This is a genomic window from Bacillus sp. m3-13, from assembly GCF_000175075.1.
In the GTDB taxonomy this organism is placed as follows: Bacteria; Bacillota; Bacilli; order Bacillales; family Bacillaceae_I; genus Sutcliffiella_A; species Sutcliffiella_A horikoshii_C.
Genome location: NZ_ACPC01000002.1, coordinates 1 through 15,276, shown reverse-complemented (window position 1 = coordinate 15,276; position 15,276 = coordinate 1). Strand labels below are relative to the sequence as shown.

16 protein-coding genes and 1 rRNA gene are annotated in these 15,276 nt (G+C 41.2%); 1 reads left to right on the top strand and 16 read right to left on the bottom strand.

Annotation, left to right across the window (positions count from 1 at the left end; all coding sequences use genetic code 11):
* Nucleotides 1–102: 102 nt before the first annotated feature.
* The 5 genes from rsmA to metG form a co-directional block, all read right to left on the bottom strand.
* On the bottom strand, nucleotides 103–993 hold the full coding sequence (gene rsmA / locus M313_RS0100180; protein ID WP_010191371.1) for a 16S rRNA (adenine(1518)-N(6)/adenine(1519)-N(6))-dimethyltransferase RsmA: 891 nt from the start codon (nucleotides 991–993) through the stop codon (nucleotides 103–105).
* Nucleotides 994–1,548, bottom strand: a complete 555-nt coding sequence (gene rnmV / locus M313_RS0100175; protein ID WP_010191369.1) for a ribonuclease M5 — start codon at nucleotides 1,546–1,548, stop codon at nucleotides 994–996.
* Between the two features lie 178 nt (nucleotides 1,549–1,726).
* On the bottom strand, nucleotides 1,727–2,935 hold the full coding sequence (locus tag M313_RS0100170; RefSeq protein ID WP_010191367.1) for a ubiquitin-like domain-containing protein: 1,209 nt from the start codon (nucleotides 2,933–2,935) through the stop codon (nucleotides 1,727–1,729).
* A gap of 224 nt (nucleotides 2,936–3,159) precedes the next feature.
* Nucleotides 3,160–3,927, bottom strand: coding sequence for a TatD family hydrolase (locus M313_RS0100165; protein ID WP_010191366.1), 768 nt, complete (start codon nucleotides 3,925–3,927; stop codon nucleotides 3,160–3,162).
* A gap of 156 nt (nucleotides 3,928–4,083) precedes the next feature.
* Nucleotides 4,084–6,075, bottom strand: coding sequence for a methionine--tRNA ligase (gene metG, locus M313_RS0100160; protein WP_010191365.1), 1,992 nt, complete (start codon nucleotides 6,073–6,075; stop codon nucleotides 4,084–4,086).
* A gap of 544 nt (nucleotides 6,076–6,619) precedes the next feature.
* Between metG and abrB the strand changes: the two genes are divergently transcribed.
* Complete coding sequence (gene abrB, locus M313_RS0100155) at nucleotides 6,620–6,901, top strand: transition state genes transcriptional regulator AbrB (RefSeq protein WP_010191364.1); 282 nt, start codon at nucleotides 6,620–6,622, stop codon at nucleotides 6,899–6,901.
* Between the two features lie 208 nt (nucleotides 6,902–7,109).
* Here abrB and rsmI read toward each other — a convergent pair whose 3' ends face one another.
* From rsmI to rrf, 11 genes are all read right to left on the bottom strand, one after another.
* Nucleotides 7,110–7,991, bottom strand: a complete 882-nt coding sequence (gene rsmI / locus M313_RS0100150) for a 16S rRNA (cytidine(1402)-2'-O)-methyltransferase (protein WP_010191363.1) — start codon at nucleotides 7,989–7,991, stop codon at nucleotides 7,110–7,112.
* A gap of 20 nt (nucleotides 7,992–8,011) precedes the next feature.
* The gene (locus M313_RS0100145) at nucleotides 8,012–8,770 is read right to left on the bottom strand and encodes a tRNA1(Val) (adenine(37)-N6)-methyltransferase (RefSeq protein ID WP_010191362.1); all 759 of its coding nucleotides are present in this window, start codon (nucleotides 8,768–8,770) and stop codon (nucleotides 8,012–8,014) included.
* A gap of 281 nt (nucleotides 8,771–9,051) precedes the next feature.
* The gene (yabA, locus tag M313_RS0100140; protein ID WP_010191361.1) at nucleotides 9,052–9,420 is read right to left on the bottom strand and encodes a DNA replication initiation control protein YabA; all 369 of its coding nucleotides are present in this window, start codon (nucleotides 9,418–9,420) and stop codon (nucleotides 9,052–9,054) included.
* A 12-nt stretch (nucleotides 9,421–9,432) separates the two neighbouring features.
* On the bottom strand, nucleotides 9,433–10,260 hold the full coding sequence (locus M313_RS0100135) for a PSP1 domain-containing protein (protein WP_010191360.1): 828 nt from the start codon (nucleotides 10,258–10,260) through the stop codon (nucleotides 9,433–9,435).
* Nucleotide 10,261: 1 nt separating this feature from the next.
* Nucleotides 10,262–11,254 (bottom strand): DNA polymerase III subunit delta', encoded by a 993-nt coding sequence (gene holB / locus M313_RS0100130; RefSeq protein ID WP_010191359.1) that lies wholly within the window; start codon nucleotides 11,252–11,254, stop codon nucleotides 10,262–10,264.
* An 18-nt stretch (nucleotides 11,255–11,272) separates the two neighbouring features.
* The gene (locus M313_RS0100125) at nucleotides 11,273–11,722 is read right to left on the bottom strand and encodes a YaaR family protein (RefSeq protein ID WP_234946517.1); all 450 of its coding nucleotides are present in this window, start codon (nucleotides 11,720–11,722) and stop codon (nucleotides 11,273–11,275) included.
* A gap of 64 nt (nucleotides 11,723–11,786) precedes the next feature.
* Complete coding sequence (gene darA, locus M313_RS0100120) at nucleotides 11,787–12,116, bottom strand: cyclic di-AMP receptor DarA (RefSeq protein WP_010191354.1); 330 nt, start codon at nucleotides 12,114–12,116, stop codon at nucleotides 11,787–11,789.
* 81 nt (nucleotides 12,117–12,197) lie between these two features.
* Nucleotides 12,198–12,836 (bottom strand): dTMP kinase, encoded by a 639-nt coding sequence (tmk, locus tag M313_RS0100115; protein WP_010191352.1) that lies wholly within the window; start codon nucleotides 12,834–12,836, stop codon nucleotides 12,198–12,200.
* Nucleotides 12,837–12,843: 7 nt separating this feature from the next.
* Entirely contained in the window at nucleotides 12,844–14,295 is a 1,452-nt protein-coding gene (locus M313_RS0100110) for an aminotransferase class I/II-fold pyridoxal phosphate-dependent enzyme (protein ID WP_010191350.1), read from the bottom strand.
* A 180-nt stretch (nucleotides 14,296–14,475) separates the two neighbouring features.
* Nucleotides 14,476–14,676, bottom strand: coding sequence for a sigma factor G inhibitor Gin (locus M313_RS0100105; RefSeq protein WP_010191348.1), 201 nt, complete (start codon nucleotides 14,674–14,676; stop codon nucleotides 14,476–14,478).
* Between the two features lie 427 nt (nucleotides 14,677–15,103).
* A 5S ribosomal RNA gene (gene rrf, locus M313_RS0100100) occupies nucleotides 15,104–15,220 on the bottom strand.
* Nucleotides 15,221–15,276: the final 56 nt, after the last annotated feature.

The window sequence follows — 15,276 nt, the reverse complement described above, 5'->3', positions numbered from 1 at the left end:
TCAGTGGCCTCAGGCGGAGTGAGGAGGCTCACGGACCGCCCGCAGGCAAGCGAAGCGCCTGGACCGGAAAGCAACTGGATTGCATAAAAAAAACGACCCTAATCAGGTCGTTTCCGTTTTAAACAGTGGGAACAATTCATCACTCAAAGCACCAAATTCTTCAATGGAAAGCGTCTCCCCGCGCCTTTTTGGATCGATGGAAGTAGTGGCAAGGGCCGCTTCAATTCCTTGTTTCTTTGCTTTTCCATCAGGCAGGTTGCTTTGCAAGTTGTTTAAGATCGTTTTTCTTCGTTGTCCAAAGCTTGCGCGAACCACTTCAAAGAAGAAGTCCTCGTCCTTCACACGTACAGGCGGCTCCTCCCGAACGACGAGACGAATGACAGCAGAGTCCACATTAGGTTGTGGCACAAACACCGTTTTGGGGACTATCATGACCGTTTCCGCTTGCGTAAAATACTGCACTGCAATTGAAAGGGACCCATATTCCTTGGTACCAGGCTTTGCGGCCATTCGCTCTGCGACTTCCTTTTGCAGCATGACAGTAATGCTTTTAAGGGGTAAACCCTCTTGCAACAACTTCATGATGATAGGGGTGGTAACGTAGTATGGAAGGTTGGCTATCACTCTCACTTCTTCATATGCCTTTAACTCTTCACCAATCAGTTCTGTTACATCCGCCTTTAGAATATCTTTATGAATAACCGTAACATTATCATAAGGAGAGAGGGTGTCTTCTAAGATTGGCAACAGTCTCTGATCGATTTCAAACGCGAAAACCTTTCCGGCTCTTTTTGCAATCTGTTCTGTTAACGCACCAATCCCCGGACCTATTTCAATGGCAGCTGTCTTTTCCGACACTTCCCCATACTCCACAATATTCCTTAGGATATTGGTGTCGATCAGGAAGTTCTGTCCCAAACTCTTTTTAAAAGAGAAGCCGTACTTATCCAATATTTCTTTTGTTCTTTTCGGTGTGGCAATATCTTTATGCATTTATTGCTCCTCCTGGTCTATTTTCGTTACTGCTTGTTTTAATCTTTCTAAAGAGATATGGAACATCTGCAGACGCTTTTGCAATTGCTTGCCATTTGTATATCCAATGTTCAGTTCTACGCCGAGGCGTTCTCTTCTACTTTTAGCTTGCGGACCTGCAACAAGCCCGTAATAGACAAGGGCTTCAAAGGGTATCTCTTCTGTCTCTTGTTCATACTCTTGATGCAGCCCTTCAAGCGCTTGTTGGATGTCACTCACTGTGGCGTGTTCTACCCCTATTCCTTTGCCTTTTTTGCCGCGAGCCTTATCCTTAGGCAAAAAAGCGTGTTTACAGCCGGGAACAGCCTGTCTGATGGTATGGCGGATTTTTTCACCAGGATAGTCAGGATCTGTGAAGACAATGACGCCCCTGGTTTCCTGGGCATGCCTAATACGATTCAATATCTCCTCATTGATGGCCGAACCGCCTGTTTCAATAGTATCAGCATCAACAGCCCGCTTGATGGCAACCGTATCATCTTTTCCTTCCACCACAATAATTTCTTTTATTTTCATTTTTTCCTCCAAAAGAGTGAAACTTTTCGTCTATGATAAACGTCTAATGTTATGAACAGCAAAAACAAACAATAGTATGTATTCTACTTTATTTTGTCTTTTATTACTAATATTTATTTTAACAGAAAAAAGCAGAGGTATGAAGAAACCCCTGCTTGAACTAACTATCACCTATCATTTAATCAAGTATCTTGATTTTCACTTTCTTCCTACCCCAACGATAAGCAGCATCTTTATCAGGAAAGAAAACATCAATTTTGTGGCCTTTGATGGCTCCACCAGTATCTCCGGCAACAGCATAGCCATAGCCTTCCACATAGACTTTTGTCCCTAAAGGAATGACACTTGGATCTACTGCAATTACCTTTGCTCCCGGATTTGTTCGTAAATTAATGCCCGTACTTGTCACACCGCTACATCCATTACAAAAAGCTGTATAGGCAGTAGAGGAAACATAAAACTCTTTAGAACTTGATTCCGTGCTACGTGACACAACCTGTTGAGGTTTTGGTTGTGGCGGAGCTTTTGTTCCGACAGCAACGATGCGATCTAACGATTCTTTCACCGTTTCTGTTTTCACCAATTCACGGGAAACTTCCTTGCCGTTCTCTAATATGACTTCATAATGATTTGCAACGGTGCCGTTTTCACCTTGCTGAACCACTTGCTCTTTTCCCTTATCAAGGGAACTATCATTTTGTGTTACAACACCAAATTCAATAGGCTCTTCCACTACATCGGTGACCTTTTCAACTCTAGTAATATTAACTACAGTATCTTTTGCTACCAATTCTTCTAGACTAGGCTCCACTCGGTCAAGATCATTTACTGTGATATCGTGCTGTTCTAAAAAGTCAGCGACCGTAGTCGAAGTAGACCATACTTGTTGTTTTTCTCCCCCGACATCTAAAGTCACTTCAAAAGCCTTTTCAATGGCGATGACTAAATTGTCTTTAAGTGGGGTATTTAAATCTTGACTAACTTTATCGTGCTCTTTTATATCTATATCTCTTTCTGCTAAGAAATCTTGTACTGTCTCTGCTGTCGTATACATTGCGTGTTCCTCATCATCGATGACAAGTTTCACTTCTTTCGCAGGATCCCAGACAATCTGCATGGAATCGCTGACAACGGTATCCTTTGAAGGCTCCAATTTGTCCTCAGGATGGACTTCTATGTCCAACTCTTTTAGAATATCCGCTACAGTTTTTGCGTGCGTGCGCACCGTGACTTCCTCACCGTCCACATTCACTGTTACAGCAGCCTTTGTGCCATGAAAGACACCAAAGCCAAGTATGGTTGAGAAGACTATGAAACTAGTTAAAGTAATGGCCAGTTTCGTCCTGCTCAACTTACCAGAAAACAGTTTTTTCATGCTATGTAACATGTAAAAAAACGCCTCCTTCTCCTCGAATGGATTATATAGACAGTTATGTAACTTGTCAACCCTTTCCATTGGCTCAACCGTAATGTCTATTATGCAGACAATTTTCACAAAAGGGAAGTGAAAACTATCGACACGATTATCCTATGAGGAGAAGTAGAGAGGTAGAACTTATTTGTTTTCGCTCGGATTGGACAAGTATCCGCCATTTTTGACAAGTTTTTTTGTCATTTTATGCCGAATAATTTCTTAGCATTTGCTGTTGTTTTTTCTGCTACTTCCTCTACCGTTAATTCTTTCAACTCTGCAATTTGTTCTGCAACGAGCCTTACATACCCTGGCTCATTTCTTTTTCCTCGATATGGATGTGGCGTAAGATATGGGCAGTCTGTTTCGATGAGTAGCTTTTCCATCGGTATCTCTTTTACCACTTCTTTTGGTTTTTTCGCATTTTTAAATGTGACAGGCCCGCCAAATGAAATATAGAAATTCATTTCCATGCATTCTTTTGCCACTTCCAAGCTGCCTGTAAAGCAGTGCATGATTCCTCCCACTTCTTTGGCATCTTCTTCTTTCAAAATTTGCACCACATCTGCTGTTGCGTCCCTGTTATGGATGACGATAGGTAGTTTCACTTTTTTCGCCAGCTGGATCTGTTTGCGAAACACTTCCTTTTGTATTTCTTTCGGGGATTTGTCCCAATGATAATCAAGCCCCATCTCTCCGATTGCCACTACTTTTTCATGAGAGGTGAGATCCTCTATCCAAGCCAGGTCCTCTTCAGTCATATCTATCGCATCAACCGGATGCCAACCAACCGCTGCATAAAGAAAATCATATTTTTCCACAAGCTCCATCGCTCTTGTGATTGTCTTCCGGTCAAACCCTACCACAACCATGTTCGTTACTTTTTCAGCTTGGGCACGGTCCAATACCTCTTGTAAATCTTCCTCATATTGATCTGCATTTAAATGCACATGTGTATCAAATAACATATAAAACACTCCCGTTAAATATTGGTTTAACTGATAATGAAATCCTTTTTCTAAAATAATATAAACAAATAGTATTCAAAAAAGAAACAAAGAGGTGCAGCCCGTTGTTACACGTGAAACTCTTAACGTTTAGAAATTATTTTATCCAAAAACTAATTATTTAACTTTAGCACCTAGCGGCAGAGACGCGTCCACAGAAGCCAAGGATAATACGCCATCCTTTTCACCTGCTAGGATCATTCCTTCTGATAACTCTCCGCGTAGTTTAACAGGCTTCAAGTTCGTTACGCAAATAACTCGCTTTCCAACCAGCTCCTCCGGCTTGTAAAACTTCGCGATCCCCGACACTACCTGTCTCTTTTCATATCCAAGATCTAACTGAAGCTTTAATAGCTTGTCGGCCTTTTTCACTGGCTCACAGTGCGTCACTTCCGCAACACGCAAATCTATTTTCATAAAATCATCAAACGTGATTTCTTCAGATGCCGGCGGTGCTTCTTCTACCACTTTCTCCTCCGCCTTTTCTACCGGTGCAGAAGGCTGCATCACTTGTTTAATATGCTCCACCTCTTCTTTTACATCAAGGCGAGGGAAAATAGGGTCTGCTTTCACTGTCTTTGTGCCCGCAGAAATCTGACCGAATGAAGATAAACTTTCCCAAGTCGTCAATGACTCCTTAACTCCAAGTTGCGCGAAGATCTTACCTGGTGTTCTAGTCAGGAACGGCTTAAGGAGGATCCCGATGAATCTTAGTGACTCCGCAAGATGGGCCATGGCAGATGCCAACTGATCTTTCGTCTCATCATTTTTTGCCAGCACCCATGGTTGTGTTTCATCTATATATTTGTTCGTTCTGCTCACAAGCTGCCAGATAGAAGATAACGCTACAGAGAATTCCATGTTTTCCATCGCATTTTCATAATGTTGAACCGTGTTAACTGCAAGATCGCTTAACGTCTGGTCAAACTCTGTTACATTACCGTTGTAAACAGGAACTTCACCGTCAAAGTACTTATCAATCATGGCAACTGTTCTGTTCAGTAAGTTTCCAAGGTCATTGGCAAGGTCAAAGTTCACTCTTTCCACGAAGCCCTCCGGTGTGAAGACACCATCCGCTCCAAACGGAACTTCTCTTAAAAGATAATATCTCAACGCGTCAAGTCCATAACGGTCAATTAAAGTAACCGGGTCCACTACATTTCCTTTAGACTTGGACATTTTTCCATCTTTCATTAAAAGCCAACCATGTGCAAAAACTTTCTTTGGAAGTGGCAGATCCAATGCCATCAACATGATAGGCCAGTAAATCGTGTGAAATCGGACAATTTCTTTTCCTACAAGGTGAACATCTGCAGGCCAATATTTCATATATTTTTCATCATTGTCCGTTCCATAACCAAGTGCCGTAATATAGTTGGACAATGCATCAATCCACACATAAATTACGTGTTTCGGATCTCCAGGGACTTTTACTCCCCAGTCGAATGAAGTTCTAGAAACGGCAAGGTCTTCCAGGCCTGGTTTGATGAAGTTGTTAACCATTTCATTTTTTCTGGATTCTGGTTGGATGAATTCCGGATTTTCATCGTAATATTGCAGCAGGCGGTCTACATATTTACCCATGCGGAAGAAGTAAGACTGCTCTCTCACCAACTCAACCGGATGGCCGCTGTCAGGACTCTTTCCTCCCACTACTTTTCCATTTTCATGAATCGGATCTACAAGCTGATGTTCTCTGTAGTATGTTTCATCTGGAACAGAATACCATCCTTCATATTCATCCAAATAAATATCGCCTTGGTCTAGTAACTGTTTGAAAATCTTCTCTACTACTTCTTTATGGCGGCTTTCCGTTGTACGAATGAAATCATCATAAGATATATCAAGCTTTTCCCAAAGATCTTTAATACCTGACACAATATCGTCTACATATTGTTGAGAAGTAACACCTTTTTCTTCGGCTTTTCGTTGAATCTTTTGTCCGTGCTCGTCTGTACCGGTTAAGTACATCACATCAAAGCCCTTAAGACGTTTATAACGGGCCATCGCATCTCCCGCCACTGTCGTATATGCATGACCAATATGTAAATTACCACTTGGATAATAGATAGGTGTTGTAATGTAAAAAGTTTTTTTATCGGCTACCATCAAAAATTACCTCCCTATAATCGAAACATATAAAAGTAGAAAACTCCCGCCCGATGGACGAGAGCGATGATCGTTTTCAACTTCCTATATATATCAACATCATAACCTATTTTTTATAACTATTATACATGGTTTACCCCAGTATTGTTAAGGATTGAGCAAAAACTTTTTCTATCCTCTTTCATTTCCGCAACTCTTGATGGAGCGTTTACCTCCACTTCGACATTTGTCGAAAAATTTGTCGAATAAACTAGTTGAAATTTGTCGAATGATGTTTATAATTAAGTTAGTATTCTATTGAAAATTAGTAAGTAATTGTAAATGTTAACCTGGGACAGATTCCAGTAAACCCTTATTACAAAGCTATTTTTCCGCTTTTGGAATACATTTTTTAAAAGAAATACAAATATTTTCAAACATAATTGTTGACGGATTTTGTAAAAATTGTTATGATGGAAACACGTTAGATTTGTCGAATAATGACGAAAATGATAGATTAATAATACTAAATAAAACTTATAATTTGGAGAGGGGTATTTTTCTTATGAAATCTACTGGTATTGTACGTAAAGTTGACGAGTTAGGCCGCGTGGTTATTCCTATCGAGCTTCGCAGAACTTTAGGAATTGCAGAAAAAGACGCTTTAGAGATTTATGTTGATGACGAAAAAATCATCTTGAAAAAATATAAGCCAAACATGACTTGCCAAGTTACTGGTGAAGTTTCTGACAACAACCTTACTCTTGCAGATGGAAAAATCATCTTAAGCCGTGAAGGTGCAGAAAAAATTATCCAAGAGATCCAAAACAACTTACAAGCTAAGTAATGTGAACAACAAAAGAGGGTGCTGCGGCACCCTCTTTTTTATATGCAAAAATATTCCGTTGAACGCCTTCCGATTTCCGTTCCAGGTATTCGCTTTCCGCGGGACGGTGCTTGAGCCTCCTCCCAACGCTTCAGGGGTCTCAACCTACCGTTACTCCCCCGCTGGAGTCTCATACCTTGCACTACAATCTTCAGGAAGAATCTTTTTACTATTCCACATGAAATGCTTGGTATACTTCTCTTTTGGGGAGGTTTCGTTCTTTGGAGACTTGTTTGATGGCTTCTTTGGAAGAATAGCCTTCTGTCTCCATTACCTGTTGGACATGCTCCATAATCGAAAGGTCCTGCCACCAGGATTCTGTTTCATCGCTGTCTTCTTCACTACTTCCTTCTATTATAATGCAACACTCGCCCTTAATTCCTTGTTCTTCATAAAGAGCCAATACCTCAGAGATGCTGCCTCTTGTGAACTCTTCAAATTTTTTCGTAAGTTCGCGGCTCATAACGATGGACCGGTTACCAAGAATGTCATGCATCAGGCTGAGTGTGTCCTTCAAACGATGTGGGGATTCGTAAAGAATAAAGGTATCTGTGAACTTTTTCAGCCGCTCCAGTTCCTTTTTCTTTTCCTTCTTTTGACGATCAAGGAAGCCATAAAAATAAAAAGGCTGTGAGACTAATCCGGATGCGATTAAAGCTGTTAGTGCTGCGTTTGCTCCTGGCAAAGGAACGACATACAGCTTTTCTTCGAGTGCTTCTACCACTATTTCATAACCAGGATCTGAGATGGACGGCATGCCGGCATCACTGACGAGACCAATGTCTTTGCCATCTTTTAATAGATCAATTATTTTTCTGCCGCTTTGTTCTTTGTTGTGTTCGTGATAACTGATCAGTGGTGTGGTTATTTCAAAATAGTTACATAGTTTTTTGGTGTTTCTTGTATCTTCTGCAGCGATATAGTCGACTTCTTTAAGCATCCTTAGGGAACGGTAGGTGATGTCTTCTAGGTTCCCAATTGGGGTAGGTATAAGATAAAGTCTGCCTTTAGTGTAAGATTCGCTGAAGCTATTTTGTTGCCATAAATCCATAATGTATCCCTCTTTTATGATTAAACTTGTTCTTCTCCAAAAAGCATTTTCCTTACTTCTGGTGTGTATTCGCCTTTTTCGTCGTACACCAAAAGTGGTGGAAGGATTTTTAAGTCTGGATTGCCGTCCTTAATGCCTTCTATTAGAAGTGTGTTTGCGGGTTTTCCTAGTTTAGAATGAACAAATTGAAGACGCTTTGGTTCAATGCGGTATTTTCTCATCAAGGAGATGATATCAAGTAGCCTGCCAGGACGATGTACAAAAGCGACTTTACCGCCTTGTTTCGTAATTTGGCTGCAAACCCGTACCACATCCTCCAGTGTGCATTCTATCTCATGCCTTGCGATGGCATAGTGAATATTACTATTTATCTTTTCTTCCTGCTCTGTTAAAGGAAAATAAGGAGGATTGCACGTCACCACATCATATTTCTTGTTCTCTAACATTGCCGGAAGCTCTTTCAAATCCATATTAATGATTTTCAAACGATCCTCTAACCCATTATAAGAAAAGCTTCGCTCAGCCATCCCGGCAAGTCGTTCTTGGATTTCTACACCTGTGATATTCCCTCTTGTTCGTTTACTTAATAGTAGCGGGATGATGCCATTGCCTGTGCAAAGGTCCATAATGTTTCCTTTTTGGATCGGAACATACACAAATTGTGCCAATAGGACAGCATCCAACGAAAAAGAAAACACAGAGGGACTCTGTATAATCCGCAAATTCTCCGCCAACAAATAATCCAAACGCTCATCGCCAACAAGCTCGACCTCTTTCATCAAACAAAACCCTTTCGTACCATAATCTTTCCCTATTATAACGCAATCCCCACAAAAAACATAAAAGAGAATGTGGGTAAGTATAGCTTACTCCATTCACCTGTAGATTGGAGTGCAAGGTGTGAGACTCCAGCGGGGGAGTAACGGTAGATTGAGCCCCCTGAAACGTTGTGAGGAGGCTCACGGACCGCCCGCAGGCATGCGAAGGGCGTGGAACGGAAATCAAACGTACTAAGACAAACAAACAAAAAGCCGCCACCCCGTTACGGAGAAGCGACTCTCTACTTCTTATTAAGAAAAGACAAGCAAAACATACAATCCCCTTCTTTGCGGGGACTGCCGAAATTCAGGTTGCAAATATGAAACCCTTCCTGATAGAGCCTGGCCAAATTATCATAACCCTCGCCCACATCCGTCTGTTTTTGCTCCTGCTGCTTTCTCTTGCGTTTATGTTCCGGCAATGGAGCCTGCTCCTCCACAGCCGTCATCTGCTCTAGACGTTTGCGGAGGTGGCTGTTTTCCACCAGCACACTGTTATTCTCTTCTATAATCAGGGCAAGGTGTTCTTTTAAATCTCCAAGCTGTTTATATAAATGTCCGATCTGTTCTTCCATATTGCTTACAGAATCAAATATTTCCTTCTTGTCCAAGTTTTCCACCTCTTAATCTGTGGCTTGCGTTGAAACGGCTCCCTCTTGAAGTAATTCGTCTAGAGAAAATTCGACCACTCGGTCCTTCCCGGACAACTCCACTTGAAGCACGCGTTCGAGTATATTCAATCCTACAACCCGGCCTACCCCATTTGGTGTTTTTATTACTTCATCCAAATCCGGTAATTGTTCTTTGGCGGACTCGTATTCGTCATTTTCATACTTCAGACAGCACATTAGACGACCACATAGTCCAGAAATCTTGGAAGGATTCAACGACAGGTTTTGATCCTTCGCCATTTTGATGGATACCGGTTCAAAGTCTCCCAGGAATGTGGAACAGCAAAGCATGCGTCCACAAGGGCCGATACCACCCAAAAGTTTGGCTTCATCACGAACACCAATTTGTCTAAGTTCGATTCTGGTACGGAAAATGGAAGCAAGATCTTTTACAAGTTCTCTGAAATCCACACGTCCATCGGCTGTGAAATAAAAGATGATCTTATTTCGATCAAATGTGTATTCCACATCTACTAGCTTCATGTCCAGCCCATGGTCATTTACTTTACCGAAACATACATCAAACGCTTCGTTTGCAGCCTTTTTATTTTCTTCTACAATAAGTCGGTCTTTCTGATCAGCAATGCGGAGTACTTTTTTCAAAGGCAGTACGACATCATTTTCTTCGACTTTCTTTTGACCGATGACAGCCTTTCCGAACTCCACGCCTCTTACTGTTTCCACAATGACAAACTCATTATCTTTTATATCAAGCCCATTTGGGTCAAAATAGTATATTTTTCCTGCTTTTTTAAAACGAACTCCCACTACTTCATACAAACTAATATCCCTCCTGCAAGTTTAACGCTAATTGTTCCATGAGAAGGTGCGGATTCACATTCGATGCCAACCGAGATTTGCTCTGTAATATATAGGACAATTGCTCGGTCACTCTCTGTTGAGTCGTCTGGAGTGCCAACTTTTGAATCAATTCTCTCTCGTCGACAAACACCAGCTGCTCCTCTTTGGATAACTGAGCATACAGCATATCTTTATAAATAAATAGCATTAAATCTAAACCTATCTCCAGTTGCTTTCTATCAGAAAAATGGGGCATCCATTTTTCTTGTATAAATAGCAAAGATGCCTGAGGACGATTAAATATTGCTTCATACAATTTTATCACTAAGCTTCTAGCCAGCGCAAACCAATCATCTCGACATAATTCTACTGCTTCCTCTAAACTATTCGTTAAGGATGCCGCTGACTTGGCTAATGGCAGTGGAATATCTTCCGCTGTAAGCTTTGCTACCAGTCCTTCTGATGTTAATGCGCGGAATGATAACGGCTGACACCTGGAGATGATGGTATTTAACATTTGATTGACATTTTCCGTCAATAAAAAAGCGAACGTTTCTTGGTTCGGTTCTTCCAAGAATTTCAGTAAACTATTGGCTGCATTTGTCGTCATCTTATCTGCATGATCAATAATATAGATTTTCCTCTTAGATTCCAAACCAGTTTTCGTGAATTCCTCTTGCAAGAATTGAATTTGTTGCTTCTTTATAGAGTTACCGTCCGGTTCCACAACATGGACATCTGGATGATTCCTCGAATCTATTCGCTTACAATTTGAACAGCTCTGACACGGATTGACTCCTTGTAAGTCTTTACACAATAAGCTTTTTGCAAATAGGTAGCTGACTTCTTTTTTTCCGGTGCCCTTCATCCCATCCAGCAAATATGCATGGGCTATTCTATTCCGCTCTAAACTGTTTGTAACAATTCTTGCAACGGTAGGCTGGTTTTGTAGATCCGACCAACTTTTAATCACTGTTTATCACTCACTAACCTACATATATAAATTGATGAGCAACCCTTTGATCTCACCAATACTGCTTAATATGTTTATTCTTGACTCTTCTTGGCTCATGACCTTTTCCGTTAGGCCGAGAAGTTCCTCGTCCACCTGCTTTACCACTTGCAGATGCCTTGATTGTCCATCATGTGACCAATGGTGGGACTGGTTTAACTCCATTCCAAATTCAACCGCTTCTTCCATAAAACGTTTTACAAGTGTTTTATACTTGGCCAAGTCTTGGAAAGAGCGAGAATTCCCCAGGCGGTCGCCTACTAATTCTATATCTTTCATCAGTACCTGCAACTGTTGGTTATGCAACTTGCTGGAGTGTCTTTGCATGACCTCCCCAAAGGCAGTGGTGGTAGCAGAGCCACTTCTCATATCCAACCTTGCATTATCTACGTTTGTTCTAAGATCGGTTGAAATTTTCATGACTTCCATGTCCCTTTCCCATATCATTTCCTGGAACTTATCTGAAAAAAGCAGCCTTTCAGCCGCTTAAACGTTAGAATTGATGAAAATGCTCAATAGGCAATACAAAGACCGTTGCGCCGCCCACTTCCACCTCTACCGGGTATGGAACATAGGAATCTGCATTCCCACCCATAGGTGAAACCGGTGCAACCAATTGCTGACGGTGCTGGCAATTGTCCTTAATGATATCTAATGCCTTTTGTACGCGAACGTCTTCCGTTCCAATCATAAACGTGGTATTTCCAGACTTCAAAAAGCCGCCTGTACTCGCAAGTTTTGTTGCACGGAAATTATGTTCCACCAAAGCATTCATTAAACGATTACTGTCTTTATCCTGGATAACTGCCATAATCATCTTCATTTAAAGCGCCTCCTTTATTTTACCATTAAATATCTTTCACTTCATTATTTCGTATATGGTAATTTATTTTTATGATAGGAATTAGAATCCGTGTTTGGAAAAATAGGAGATGAGAACCTCTCGAACTTGGTTGCATACGGATTCGAAATCCATGGACGCATCCACCACCCTAATTCTTTCTCCATACTTTTCTTTTACAAGATCATATCCTTCTTTCACTTTATAATGGAAATCTAGTTTTTCTTGATCTAAACGGTTTATTTCTCGATTATTATTCGCTGCTATTCGCTTAAGTCCTGCTTCCGGCTCTATGTCAAAATAGATCGTTAGTGAAGGCATCATTTTTTCTGTTGCGAACTCGTTGATGCTAAGCACGTCTTCTACTCCAATCCCCCTCGCATACCCTTGATACGCAAGAGAACTATCGATAAAACGGTCACACAGGACAATCTTATTTTCCTTCAATGCAGGTATGACCCGCTCCACCAAGTGCTGACGGCGAGCAGCAGCATATAGCAATGCTTCAGTTCTCGCATCCATCTCGGTATTGTCACAATCTAATATAACATTACGGATCTGTTCGGCTATTGCAATGCCACCTGGTTCCCTTGTTAGTAAGATGGGAAATTCCTGTTCCGTCAATTCCGCTCCCAACTTTTGAATGACAGACGTCTTCCCTGCACCCTCAGGTCCTTCAAATGTAATAAATAATCCCTTCACAATCCTGTTACTCCTTTATCTTCTTATATATATAAATATAATTACTTTTAAACGCTTCGCTTGTTTGAAATCTCGCACCGATCTGCTGAAGAGCCTTTATGTATTCCACCGTGGAGCTTGTTATCTTCTCCCCATTAAATAAAAGTGGGATTCCAGGAGGATACGGGACAATCGCTTCAGCAGCGACTTCACCGATTGCTTCCTCTATCAGGCATTTTACCCTTTGATAGTCCGCTTGTTCGCTGAAAGGAATGGAAAGTTCACTAATCTCAGCCGGAAAGGAAGGAAGTGTAATCTGTTCCTTTCTCAAGCTTCCTTCTGTTTTTTTGGATACAGCCCGGACTATTCTCTCTATCATATCATGTTTTTTCTCATTAACCGCTAGTGGCAAAATAATTAATACATTTTTAGGGTCTGCCAGCTCCACAAAAAGGCCTTCCTTTTCTAAAAGAGTAGAAAGTTCAAACCCGCTCAGTCCGTTGGTAGAGCGCAATGTAAGCTTTAAAGGGTCGACAAGTAAACGATTGTCTCTTGGCTTAACCACTTCTACTTCCCTTACCTTCTTCAGCGCATGGTGGACGCCTTTAATATCTTCTACAACTGTTTCTATCTCCTGTTGGGACATACTTGCAAGATGGTATCTGGCAATATCCAAGGATGCCATTAAAGGATAAGAAGGGCTGCTCGATTGCAACATCTTAAGATAATGAAAGATTCTTTCCTTCCCCACCATTTTCCCCTGTACATGCAACCATGAACCCATCGTCATTGCAGGCAACGTCTTATGCGCAGATTGCACCACTACATCCGCTCCACTTGAAAGTGCCGAATTAGGAAAAGGTTCGCCTAATAGAAAGTGGGCACCATGCGCTTCATCCACTAAAACAGGTATATTATAATTATGTATAGTCTTTACGACATCTTCCAAATCTATTGCCACCCCATAATAATTCGGGTTGGTCAACACCACAGCCGTTACACCTTCAGTCGTTTCCAATGCCTTGTATAGATAAGCTAAGTCGACAGAGACGGCAACACCCATATTATCATCCACTTTACATGGTAAAAAAACGGGATCTGCTCCTGCAAGCTCCAATCCATTCAAAATTGACTTATGACAATTTCTCTGCACCAGCACCTTGCTGCCTCTCCTGCATGTAGCTAGAATCATGGCCAAGTTTCCTACTGTAGATCCATTTACGAGAAAAAATGTTTGTTCAGAACCATATAAGTCACTGGCCAAGCGCTGCGCCTCAGCTATCATGCCCTCTGGATCATGCAAATCATCCATCCCTGTAATCTCCGTCACATCCAACTTCAATATATCGTTAAAATAATCCCTTGCTTTCTCAGGAAAAACAGTACCGAACTTATGACCAGGAACATGCCCAGACAATGGTGAAGCTTCCCAATGACTTTTTAATCCTGAAAACAAAGGTGTCTTTTTCTGATCTAACATGTGCACACCCTCTAAATTAATCGTTTCATTACCTCCATTATAACGGATAGAACTTTAGACTTATAGTCACCCGTTAATCAAGTCAACAGTTTCAAAAAATAAAAGCCCTAATTTCTAGGACTTTTCATCATAATAAACTATTAAATTTAAAGGTTCTTTTTAAGTGAATGGGAAGCGACACTACGAATAAATTTTTGGAATGGTGATCTTTTTCAACTGTTTTAGATAAAACTTATATTTCGGATCTTCCACATCCGTCTGAAGCATCGTTCCCTCACATTCCGTGCAGATAAACTCGGTGTATAAATGAATCCCTTTTTCTTTTTGTTCTTCACAAACTATACACGTTTCCCCAAATGATGAATGAATGGCTGCCTTCATGTCTCTTTCTCCACCTCCATCCACTATTCTAACCAGATCTAAAAATTGTATACTACTTTAGTAAAATCCCAGCCTACCAATCTCCTACATCTAGTGTATGTAAAGCCTACTAGTCTGTGTTTGTCTTTGGATAAAAAAAGATGGGGGCGGTGTGTTGGGGTGGAATTGGGATCGAGGTGACAGGTCTTGTTTTTATGAATCGTGTTTTACAGTTCAACTTTTTGTTTTATCCGCGAACTTTCTAGTTTATCCACGAACTTTTCGATTTATCCGCGAACTTTCTAGTTTATCCACGAACTTTTCGATTTATCCGCTAAGTTGGACGATATAACCGTCATTCGACACAAACTTACAAAAATGGCACCTCATCTCCAACAAAGAAAGCACAAAAAAACCAGCGCAATAAGCACTGGTCTTCCATAAATTTGCCTGGCAACGTCCTACTCTCACAGGGGGAGATCCCCCAACTACCATCGGCGCTGAAGAGCTTAACTTCCGTGTTCGGTATGGGAACGGGTGTGACCTCTTCGCCATCATTACCAGACATATTCAGTTGAAGGTTGATCCTTCAAAACTAGATAATGTGTTCATATCAAGTAA

Excerpts from the sequence above, each read along its gene's own strand:
- M313_RS0100110 (WP_010191350.1), bottom strand. The coding sequence starts at position 14,295 with ATGTTAGATCAGAAAAAGACACCTTTGTTTTCAGGATTAAAAAGTCAT.
- rsmA (WP_010191371.1), bottom strand. The coding sequence starts at position 993 with ATGCATAAAGATATTGCCACACCGAAAAGAACAAAAGAAATATTGGAT.
- M313_RS0100145 (WP_010191362.1), bottom strand. The coding sequence starts at position 8,770 with ATGAAAGAGGTCGAGCTTGTTGGCGATGAGCGTTTGGATTATTTGTTG.
- rsmI (WP_010191363.1), bottom strand. The coding sequence starts at position 7,991 with ATGGATTTATGGCAACAAAATAGCTTCAGCGAATCTTACACTAAAGGC.
- M313_RS0100165 (WP_010191366.1), bottom strand. The coding sequence starts at position 3,927 with ATGTTATTTGATACACATGTGCATTTAAATGCAGATCAATATGAGGAA.
- M313_RS0100170 (WP_010191367.1), bottom strand. The coding sequence starts at position 2,935 with ATGTTACATAGCATGAAAAAACTGTTTTCTGGTAAGTTGAGCAGGACG.
- abrB (WP_010191364.1), top strand. The coding sequence starts at position 6,620 with ATGAAATCTACTGGTATTGTACGTAAAGTTGACGAGTTAGGCCGCGTG.
- metG (WP_010191365.1), bottom strand. The coding sequence starts at position 6,075 with ATGGTAGCCGATAAAAAAACTTTTTACATTACAACACCTATCTATTAT.
- M313_RS0100105 (WP_010191348.1), bottom strand. The coding sequence starts at position 14,676 with ATGAAGGCAGCCATTCATTCATCATTTGGGGAAACGTGTATAGTTTGT.
- M313_RS0100125 (WP_234946517.1), bottom strand. The coding sequence starts at position 11,722 with ATGGAAGTCATGAAAATTTCAACCGATCTTAGAACAAACGTAGATAAT.
- rnmV (WP_010191369.1), bottom strand. The coding sequence starts at position 1,548 with ATGAAAATAAAAGAAATTATTGTGGTGGAAGGAAAAGATGATACGGTT.
- darA (WP_010191354.1), bottom strand. The coding sequence starts at position 12,116 with ATGAAGATGATTATGGCAGTTATCCAGGATAAAGACAGTAATCGTTTA.